Here is a 10,007-nt window from a genome sequence, read left to right as displayed (position 1 = left end):
CGCGGTCGCCGTCGGCCAGGGCGTGCTCGGCATGGCGGCCGCGCGGCACGATCTCGCCGTTGACCTCGACCGCGACCCGGCGCTGGCCGAGGCCCTCGTTCTCGATCAGGGCGGCGATGGTGGTGGCGTCGGTGCGGCGCGGTTCGCCGTTGAGGGTGATGTCCATGCCGGTATTGTCCCGCCGCCGGTCGCGGCTGTGAAGCCGGCGGCGGACGCCGGCCGTGCGCGGACGGGTCCGATGGCGGTCGCCGGATGGCGCGATCCATGACAGATTAATGACGCACTGCGGCGTGAATCGCGGTCGCCTGCGCGGTATTGCTGTATCCATCCGCAGGCGTATGCCCGCGGCCGCGCCCAGCGTCCCGATACGACGACCGGCGCCGCCAGCCCCTGGCGATCGCGTCGGCGCGGCCGTATCGATCGACCCGCACACCTTGGCTTGATCCACCGAATTGGGAACCTCATGAAGACACCCGTACGCACCCTGCTTGCCAGCGCACTGGCGCTGGCCGCCGCGCCGGCGATGGCGCAGACCTATTCGCAGACCATCTTCTTCGGCGACAGCCTGACCGACTCCGGTCACTTCCGTCCGGCGCTGGTCCAACAGGCGGGGCCGTCCGCCGCGATCCTCGGCCGCTTCACCACCAATCCGGGCCTGGTCTGGTCCGAGTACCTGGCCGATTTCTACGGCGCCGAGGCCTGGAGCGACAATCAGGGCGGCACCAACTACGCGGTCGGCGGCGCCCGCGTCGGTACCGATGGCAGCGGCGCGCTGGGACCGATCCCGTCGCTGGCGACCCAGGTGTCGAGCTATCTGGCCAGCACCGGCGGCCGCGCCGATCCGAACGCCCTGTACACCGTGTGGGGCGGCGCCAACGACATCTTCGCGGTGACCGCGGGCGCGCCGCCGGAGCAGACCATCGGTGCGGCGGTGACCACCCAGATCGGCCTGGTCGGCAGCCTGCAGGCGGCCGGCGCGCGCTACGTGCTGGTGCCGACCCTGCCCGACATCGGCAGCACCCCGGGCTTCCTCGCGCAGGGGTCGCAGGCCTCGGCGATCGGCACCCAGCTGTCGATGACCTACAACGATGCGTTGTTCAGCGGCCTCGCCGGCGCCGGCCTGCGGGTGATCCCGATGGATACCTTCCACCTGCTGCAGGAGATCGTCGCCAACCCGGCGCCGTACGGCTTCAGCAACGTCACCGGCACCGCCTGCCAGCCGCAGATCACCGCGCAGTCGCTGACCTGCAACCCGGGCACCTATGTGACTCCGGACGCGGCCGACACCCATGCCTTCGCCGACGGCGTGCATCCCTCCTCGAAGGCGCACGGGATTCTCGCCGACTACGCGGCCTCGGTCCTCGAGGCGCCGCGCCACGCCAGCCTGATGTCGCATGCGCAGAGCCTGACCGGTCGCAATCGCGCCGAGCGCCTCTCCGCCCAGCTGGGCGGCCGCGAGCAGGGCGACGGCATGCGCGGCTGGGCCGATCTGCGCGGCGACTACCAGCGCTACGACGAGGATGCCGGCCTGATGGTCGATGCCGAGGGCATGGGCCCGGGGCTGATGGCGGGCGTCGACTGGCGCAGCGGCCAGCTGGTCTATGGTGGCTACCTCGGTTTCGGTCGCCAGACCCTGGACTTCGGCCGTCAGCACGGCGAGTTCTCCTACGACGACGCCAGCCTCGGCGGCTATCTGGGCTGGCGCGGCGAGCGCGCCTGGGTGACCGGCCAGGTCGGCTACACCTGGTCCAACTACGACTTCGACCGCAAGGTCGTGCTCGGCGCGGTCACCCGCGCGCACAACGGTTCGGCCGACGGCAACAACCTGAGCATCGGCGTCGATGCCGGCTACGAGTTCGTCCACGGCGGCCTGCGTCACGGCCCGGTGGTCTCGCTGCTGTCGCAGAACATCGAGATCGACGAGCTGGCCGAGAACCAGCCGGGCCTGTCGACCTCGCTGGCCTACGCCGAACAGGACATCGACTCGCTGATCGGCAGCATCGGCTGGCGCTTCGAGTTCCAGGCCGGCGAGCATCTGCGCCCGTACGCGCGGGTCGCCTGGGAACACGAGTTCGAGGACCGCGACGACGAGGCGTTCGCGCGCCTGCAGTCGCTGCCGGCCGCCGCGCCCTACGCGGTGCCCGGACTGCGTTACGACGACAGCTACGGCACGGTGATGTTCGGTGCCCGCAGCCAGGTGTTCGGCCTGGATGCCGATGTCGGCCTGTCCGGCATGGTCGCCCGCGAGGGTGCCGACAATGTCTCGCTGTTCCTGAGCCTGGGCCGGGGGTTCTGAACCGCGACCGGCGCCCGTTGCGGCGGGCGCCGGCGACGCGTTGCCTAGCGGCACATGCGCGTCGTAGACTCTGCCGCATGCGGGTGTAGTTCAATGGTAGAACCTCAGCTTCCCAAGCTGATGGCGTGGGTTCGATTCCCATCACCCGCTCCAGTTGCCGGCGGCGGCCCCGATTCCTGACGGACGGGGCCGCCGTCTTTCGTTCAGGCCCCGCGAGCCGCGCCCGGATGGCGGCGGCGTCCAGCGTCCGCAGGAGATTCGATGTCGAACGTGATGCCTTCGGCGGAGCGCATCGTGCTGGGTTGGCGCGAGTGGGTCGCATTGCCGGCGCTCGGCCTGGCGGCGGTGCGTGCCAAGGTCGACAGCGGTGCGCGCACTTCGGCCCTGCACGTCGACCGGCAGTGGCGCTTCGTCGAGGGCGGTGCGCCATGGGTCGGGTTCTCGCTGACCCCGGGCGCGGGCGAGGAGGCCGGGGGCGACACCGTCGTCGGGACCGTCGAGGCGGCCGCGCCGGTGATCGACGAGCGCGAGGTGACCGATTCCGGCGGCCATACCACCCGCCGGGTGTTCCTGCGCACCACGATGCGCCTGGCCGGCATCGAACGCGAGATTGAAATCAATCTGTCGGACCGGCGCGGCATGCTGTTTCCGATGTTGCTGGGACGCACCGCCATCGCCACGGCGTTCACGATCGATCCGGCACGCTCCTTCCTGCATGGCCGGCCGCCCGCGGGCGCCGTGCCGCTCCTCCACCGCCGTTCTCCCACGCCCTGACGCCGACGCCATGAAGTTCGCGATCCTGTCGCGCAATACCAAGCTGTATTCGACCCGGCGCCTGGCCGAAGCCGCGCGCGAACAGGGCCATTCCGTGCGCGTGCTCGATCCGCTGCGCTGCTACATGCGGATCGCCACCGACGGTTTCCAGATGCACTACAAGGGCCGCGAGATGAGCGGCTACCACGTGGTGATTCCGCGCATCGGGGCGTCGGTGACCCGTTACGGCAGCGCGGTGCTGCGCCAGTTCGAGTTGATGGACACCTTCACCCCGAACCCGTCCGACGCGATCCTGCGCGCGCGCGACAAGCTGCGCAGCCACCAGATGCTGGCCGCGCAGGGCATCGGCCTGCCGGCGACGGTGTTCGGCGACAATCCAGACGACACCAACGACCTGCTGTCGATGCTCGGCCCGCCGCCGCACGTGATCAAGCTCAACGAGGGCACCCAGGGCGCGGGGGTGATGTTGACCGAGAAGCTGTCCGCCTCGCGCGGGGTGATCGAGGCCCTGCGTGGCCTGTACGCGCAGTTCCTGGTCCAGGAGTTCGTCGCCGAGGCCAAGGGCGCGGACCTGCGCTGCTTCGTGGTCGGCGGCAAGGTGGTGGCGGCGATGAAGCGGCAGGCGCCGAAGGGCGACTTCCGCTCCAACCTGCACCGTGGCGGACGCGCGCGCGGGGTCAAGGCGACCCTCACCGAGCAGGACGTGGCGATCCGCGCCGCGCGCGTGCTCGGCCTGGGCGTGGCCGGTGTCGACCTGATCCGTTCCGGGCGCGGCCCGCTGGTGCTGGAGGTCAACGCGTCGCCGGGGCTGGAAGGCATCGAGGAGGCGACCGGCGTCGACATCGCCGCCGAGATCGTCCGCTACTCGGCCGAGCGCCACAAGCGTCGCGCGGCCAAGCGCGCGGCCGCGCGACGGGGCTGAGGCCCATCCTCTCCCGCTGTTTGCGGACTCTGGCGACTTCTCGCGTGGCGGTCGTCCGCGGTCCGGGCTGGAGTAGCGTCGAACCGGGAGCGCCTGCCAAGGGGGCGGCGCCATACCATCCAAGATGGGGAGGTTTCGATGAAGTCGCGCTTTTGGGGTTCCAGGATCGGTTCTTTTCTGATGCCGGCGGTGCTGGTCTCGCTGGTGGGTGTCGCAGGTTCCGCTTCGGCCATGCAGATGAACCTGCGCGATGGCGGCGCGTTCGCCTCGCAGCGAGCGGTCATCGAACGGGATCTGGCCGGTGGCGAGAAGTATTCGGAGCTGGGCCGGGAGGACCGGGCCCAGGTCCAGGCATCGCTGGACAGGATGCAGCAGCTGATCGAGGCGTCCGGCTCGGTGATGCTGATGCAGCCGACCGATCAGGTCGAGTTGTTCAACCAGCAGGAGACCGTCAACCAGATCCTCACCGCGGCCGCGCGGGACAGCCGACTGGTGTGCCAGCGCGAGCGCCGGACCGGTAGCAAGTTCATGATCAGCTCGTGCATGACGGTCGGCGAGCGTCGCCGCCAGCGCGAGTCCAGCATCGAAGCGCTGCCCTCGGGCAACCAGACGCCGGAATCGGTCCTGAGGGACCTGTGAGCTCTTTCAGGATGATTCTCTCTTCAGTGTGAGATTCGTTTTTATCGTAATTTGCCGCCTTAATCGCCGATTTTGACCGAAGTTGTTGCTGGCATGACGGATGGCTCCCCGGCTTTAACGACGACTTAATCGCAGCCGGGGTAGTCTTTCCGGACCGCAGCTCTGCCGGTTCCAAGTCAGTCGGCTGGATACAGCGGGTTACGGTATCGGGGCAGTACCCTTGGTTTTATTGGCCCAGGCGCGGCGATCCCGCCCCTGGGCCTTTTCTTGCCCGGTCGGCGTCCGGGCCGGATTCGATACCTGCGTCGGCGCGGCGGCGGTCGGCTCTGGCAGAATCGGTGCTGAGCGGTCGACATCAGGCGCGGAACCCGACGACAACCGTCCGGTCCAATGCCCGCTGCCACCGATACCCCACATTGAAGGAAGGCGTGATGCGCATACTTGTGATCGAGGACAACCAGGACATCGCCGCCAACCTGGGCGACTTCCTGGAGGATCGCGGCCACACCGTCGACTTTGCCGCGGACGGCATCACCGGGCTGCACCTGGCCGTGGTCCACGACTTCGACGCGATCGTGCTCGACCTGAACCTGCCCGGGATGGACGGCCTGGAGGTCTGCCGCAAGCTGCGCAACGAAGCGCGCAAGCAGACCCCGGTGCTGATGCTGACCGCGCGCGACAGCCTCGACAACAAGCTGGCCGGCTTCGACTCCGGCGCCGACGACTACCTGATCAAGCCGTTCGCGCTGCAGGAGGTCGAGGTCCGCCTCAACGCGTTGGCGCGGCGCGGCCGCGGCGTGCAGACCCGGGTGCTCAACGTCGCCGACCTGGAATACAACCTCGATACCCTGGAGGTGCGCCGCCAGGGCAAGCTGCTGCAGCTCAATCCGACCGCGCTGAAGATCCTGCAGGCGCTGATGGAGGCGTCGCCGGCGGTGGTGACCCGACAGGAACTGGAAACCCGGGTCTGGGGCGAGGAGCTGCCGGACTCCGACAGCCTGCGCGTGCACATCCATGGCCTGCGCGCGGTCGCCGACAAGCCGTTCGAGGTGGCCCTGATCCAGACCCGTCATGGCATCGGCTACCGCATCGCTCCGCCCGATGAGCGAGATTGAGGCATCACCCAGGCGCCTGCGCCGCCGTCGGCGGTTCCGGCGCCAGCTCCGCAGCCGCATCATCCTGGCCTTCGTCCTGCTCGGATTCGGGCTGACCGCGCTGTTCGCGTGGGCGACCAACTACACCCGCACCCGGGTCGAGAACCAGTTGGTCGAGGACGTGATGAACAGCAACATCGACGCCTACGCGGACAGCTATTACTCCGCGCCCGGGCAGACCCCCGGCATCGATTTCCAGCAGATGGTCGGGCGGGTGGTCAAGAAGGAAAACTTCGAGACCCTGCGCTTCGAGCAACCCGACTGGTACGAACTCGGCGACGGTATCCACAACGTGTCGGGCGCCAACCCCGACGGCTCGCCGTTCGCCTACAAGCTGGCGGTGCGCAAGACGCCCAACGAATGGTTCTTCCTCGCCTACGACATGACCCAGTCGGTCCGCGGCGAGAAGCAGTTCAACCGGGCGATCTACGGCTCGGTGCTGGTGTTCACCCTGTTGTCGCTGCTGGTCGGCTGGTGGTCGGCGTCGCGGGTGATGAGCCCGGTGTCGGAGCTGGCGACGCGGCTGAAGGAGTCTGGCAGCAGCTCGCAGCCCGACCAGCTCGCCAGCCACTTCCCGGACGATGAGGTCGGCCAGCTCGCCGAGGCGCTGGACGACTATTCCGCGCGCCTGACCGAAGTGGTCCAGCGCGACCGCGAGTTCAACGCCGACGTCAGCCACGAATTGCGCACGCCGCTGGCGGTGATCAAGGGCGCGGTCGAACTGCTGCTGTCGGCGCCGGACGTCGACGACAAGACCCGCAACCGGCTGTTGCGGATCCAGCGCGCCGAGGCGCAGTGCACCGATCTGATCAGCGCCCTGCTGCTGCTGTCGCGCAACGAGCGCGGCCATGGCGCCACCGACGTCGGGAAGCTTGCCGAGCAGATGCTCGACGCCCATCGCGCGCAGATCGCCGGCAAGCCGCTGGAGCTGCGGATCGAGGGCCATTCGGAACTGGTGATCGATGCGCCGGAGGCGGCGGTCTCGGTCGCGCTGGGCAACCTGATCGGCAATGCGGTCAAGTACACCAAGCGCGGCGCGGTGATCGTGCGCCTGCTGCCGGACTCGGTCGAGGTGATCGATTCCGGCCCCGGCCTCAGCGCCGAGGACGCGGCCAAGTTGTTCGAGCGCGGCTATCGCGGCACCCACGCCGGCCATTCGCAGGGCGGCGGCATCGGCCTGTCGATCGTGCGGCGGTTGTGCGACCTGTACGAGTGGAGCGTGCGGGTCAGCCCGGGCGAGACCGAGGGCGTGGTCGCGACGCTGAGCTTCCGCGCCAGCTAGCCTCCGTCGGAGCGGTGGCAGGAACGATACAAGCCTTGCTCGGCGGTCATGGGAAGGGCCGGTCGCGGCTGACACCGCTCCTACGGCAGGCGAGGTGCCCCGGCGGTTTCACGGTCCGCTCCACCAGCTCAGACCGTGGGCCGCGAGGCCGGCAGTCGCGTTCTTGTAGGAGCGGCGTAAGCCGCGATGAAGCTTTCATGGCAAGCCCCGGTCGCGGCTCGCGCCGCTCCTGCCAAGAGGGGTGTCCGGTGCCTACAGCGTCTCCAGCCAGCCGTGGCGGTCCGGGGTGCGGCCGTCGAACAGTCCGAAGAACAGCTCCTGCAGGCGGCGGGTCACCGGACCGGGCTTGCCGGCACCGACCTGGCGGCCGTCGACCGAGCGGATCGGGGTGATCTCGGCGGCGGTGCCGCACATGAACAGCTCGTCGCACAGGTACAGGTATTCGCGCGGCAGGTCGCGCTCGATCACCTCGATGCCGTTGTCGCGGGCCAGGGTGATCAGGCTGTTGCGGGTGATGCCGTTGAGCAGGGCGGCGCTGACCGGGGTGGTGTGCAGGGCGCCGTCGAAGACCAGGAACAGGTTCTCGCCGGCGCCTTCGCTGAGCAGGCCGGTCGAGGCCAGGGCGATGCCCTCGCCGAAGCCCAGGCGGCGGGCCTCGCGGGCGATCAACTGGCCGGACAGGTAGTTGCCGCCGGCCTTGGCGCCGGCCGGGATGGTATTGGGCGCGAACCGTTGCCAGCTCGACACGCAGGCGTCGATGCCGGTGTCCAGCGCCTCCTCGCCCAGGTACGGGCCCATGAACCAGGTCGCCACCGCCATGTCGATCGGGGTGTCGGCCGACAGGCCGAAGCCGCCCAGGCCGCGCCAGGCGAACGGACGCAGGTAGGCGCGGGTCAGCTCGTTGCGCCGGATCACCTCGCGGCAGGCCGCGTTGAGGGTGTCCAGGTCGTACGGCAACGCCATGTCGTAGATCCGGGCCGATGCGTACAGGCGCTTGTTGTGGTCGGCCAGGCGGAAGATCGCCGGGCCGTTGGGGGTCTCGTAGCAGCGGATGCCCTCGAACACCGAGGAGCCGTAATGCAGGCCGTGGGCCATGATGTGGGTGGTCGCGTCCTGCCAGCGCTTGATTTCGCCGTTGTGCCAGATCCAGTCGGGGTACTGCATTGCGGGCATCCGAGAAGGGGAAAAGTCCCCCATTCTGCCGTGCCGCGCGCGTGCCCCCAAGTCCGTGGCGGGATCGGTGAAGGCGGATGGCCGGGTGACCCGATCGAGGTGGCCGCGATCGCCGGCCCGGAGCCGGATGCCGATGCCGACACCGGCCGCACGGGGCTGCCCGCACGGCCGGTGTCGGGGAGCGGAACCTCCGGCCAGGCCGAAGCTTCCTTTCGCCAGTACTCGGGCGAACGCGTGCTTAGCGGAAGCCGCCGACGCTGACCCTGGTTTCCTCCAGCACCCGCTGGTTGTGGCTGGTGCTGGTGGTGCCCATCGGCGCGCCGTTGTAGTTCACCGCCGGGTTCGACCAGTAGTTCAGGCGCGGGCAGCCCTTGCCGCGGCAGTTGTAGGCCATGATCGTGCGCCACTTGCGGTTCGGATCCTGGTAGCCGTGGCCATAGGCGTACGGGGTGGTGCTGCGGTCGTTGGCCGGGTCGTGGCGGGCCGACTGCAGATGGCCGATCTCGTGCCCGAAGCTGTAGTAGCCGGTCGCGCAGTCCCAGTACACCGAGGCGAACGCGGTGCTGGCGTTCGAGCCGATGCCCGAGGCGAGGCCGCAGGAGCCGCTGTTGTCCAGCACGATCATGCCGACGTCGGCATTGCTGGCATCGCGCAGGGCATGGATATCGTCCATGTAACCGTCGCCGGTGCCGCGGAAGCGGGCCAGATCGGTGCTGAAGCTGCCGCTCTCGCTGTAGCTGGTGGTCGAGTAGCTGGCCAGCTCAAGGCTGATGTCGACGTTGCTGTTGGCATAGCCCTGGTTGGTCTCGGCCACCGCCAGTTCGATCAGCGCTTCCATGTCGCCGCCGTAGCTGCTGACCGCCTCGTCGGTCGCCACGACCATGACCCGGATCGTCTGGCTGCCGGCCAGCGCGCTGGCGGTCTCGGTGGTGCCGGCGGTGGCGGTGCGCTGGCGGTCGGCACGCGACAACAGCTGCTCATAGGGCTCGACCTCGTGATCGGCCGGCATCCGCGATTCGTCGACCTCGATCACCGCGGTGGAACCGTCCGGCAGCGGACGGATCCGGTACAGCTGGCCGTCGATGCGGATGTTGCCGGTGATGCGGTCGTCGCGGTTGACCAGGACCGCCTCGTTGAGCGGGCCGCCACGGGTGCCGGCGACGTGGCCGACCCAGACCTGGCTGCCGCGGTCGGTGAAGCGGGTGTGGTCGCGCTGGAGTTCGAACGGACGGTTGCCCAGCATCACCTCGATGGCGTCGCCATCGCTGGCACTGGCGTCGACGTCGACGATCCTGACACCGCGGGTGCTCGGGTTGGAAAGCAGGGTTTCCAGTGCGCGTTCGTTGCGCGGATCGGCCTTGCCGGCATGGTCGGCGAACAGCGGTTTTCCGGCCACCGCGCCACCGGCGGCGAGCAGGCCGGCGACACCGACGGCGAAGGGAAGCATCAACTTCTGCATGTGAGTAAGCCCCTATAAAAAACACCCAAAAGGAAATGGCCGGCAAAGACGGCCGGTAACGACCGCTCCCCCTCGCGGCCGGGGCTCACTATTCGGCGTTTTGCTCAATCTGGCACGTTTCTTTGCAACATCGGCCATCAACAGAAGTGACGATCAGTCGCGGATCCACCAGCAGCCGAAGTGGCGGGTCAGGCCGAACACCGTGCTCGAGGGCGTGCTGCCGTTGGACAGGGTCTGCTCGACCCGCAGCGCCACCGGGCGTCGCGGCGGCGCGGCGGCGACGGCGCTGGCGGGCGGTGGTTCGGCGG

At 68.9% G+C, this 10,007-nt stretch carries 9 protein-coding genes and 1 tRNA gene; 7 read left to right on the top strand and 3 right to left on the bottom strand.

The window, feature by feature from the left end; genetic code table 11:
• Positions 1-166: sulfur carrier protein ThiS (thiS, locus tag FKV24_RS11425; RefSeq protein WP_141482474.1), on the bottom strand; the 166-nt coding region annotated here is incomplete at its 3' end.
• 297 nt (positions 167-463) lie between these two features.
• Between thiS and FKV24_RS11420 the strand changes: the two genes are divergently transcribed.
• The 7 genes from FKV24_RS11420 (at position 464) to FKV24_RS11390 (ending at position 7,067) form a co-directional block, all read left to right on the top strand.
• Positions 464-2,296, top strand: a complete 1,833-nt coding sequence (locus FKV24_RS11420) for an autotransporter domain-containing protein (protein ID WP_141482473.1) — start codon at positions 464-466, stop codon at positions 2,294-2,296.
• Positions 2,297-2,375: 79 nt separating this feature from the next.
• Positions 2,376-2,449 (top strand) — tRNA-Gly (locus tag FKV24_RS11415).
• Between the two features lie 108 nt (positions 2,450-2,557).
• On the top strand, positions 2,558-3,070 hold the full coding sequence (locus FKV24_RS11410; RefSeq protein WP_249040997.1) for an ATP-dependent zinc protease family protein: 513 nt from the start codon (positions 2,558-2,560) through the stop codon (positions 3,068-3,070).
• Positions 3,071-3,080: 10 nt separating this feature from the next.
• Complete coding sequence (gene rimK, locus FKV24_RS11405) at positions 3,081-3,992, top strand: 30S ribosomal protein S6--L-glutamate ligase (RefSeq protein WP_111267348.1); 912 nt, start codon at positions 3,081-3,083, stop codon at positions 3,990-3,992.
• 138 nt (positions 3,993-4,130) lie between these two features.
• Positions 4,131-4,631: a hypothetical protein gene (locus FKV24_RS11400; RefSeq protein WP_141482472.1), complete on the top strand. Its 501-nt coding sequence runs from the start codon at positions 4,131-4,133 to the stop codon at positions 4,629-4,631.
• Between the two features lie 431 nt (positions 4,632-5,062).
• Entirely contained in the window at positions 5,063-5,746 is a 684-nt protein-coding gene (locus tag FKV24_RS11395; RefSeq protein ID WP_111268163.1) for a response regulator transcription factor, read from the top strand.
• Complete coding sequence (locus tag FKV24_RS11390; RefSeq protein WP_223250156.1) at positions 5,733-7,067, top strand: sensor histidine kinase; 1,335 nt, start codon at positions 5,733-5,735, stop codon at positions 7,065-7,067. Before FKV24_RS11395 ends, FKV24_RS11390 begins: the two co-directional genes overlap by 14 nt.
• A 252-nt stretch (positions 7,068-7,319) precedes the next feature.
• On the opposite strand, the gene FKV24_RS11385 is transcribed toward FKV24_RS11390, so the two are convergent.
• Positions 7,320-8,240 (bottom strand): branched-chain amino acid transaminase, encoded by a 921-nt coding sequence (locus FKV24_RS11385; protein ID WP_141482471.1) that lies wholly within the window; start codon positions 8,238-8,240, stop codon positions 7,320-7,322.
• A gap of 238 nt (positions 8,241-8,478) precedes the next feature.
• Positions 8,479-9,687 (bottom strand): zinc-dependent metalloprotease, encoded by a 1,209-nt coding sequence (locus tag FKV24_RS11380; RefSeq protein ID WP_141482470.1) that lies wholly within the window; start codon positions 9,685-9,687, stop codon positions 8,479-8,481.
• Between the last annotated feature and the right edge of the window lie 320 nt (positions 9,688-10,007).

This window comes from Marilutibacter maris (genome assembly GCF_006546735.2).
GTDB lineage: Bacteria > Pseudomonadota > Gammaproteobacteria > Xanthomonadales > Xanthomonadaceae > Marilutibacter > Marilutibacter maris.
The sequence above is the reverse complement of the archived record's forward strand: the minus strand, read 5'-3'. Positions and strand labels throughout refer to the sequence as shown.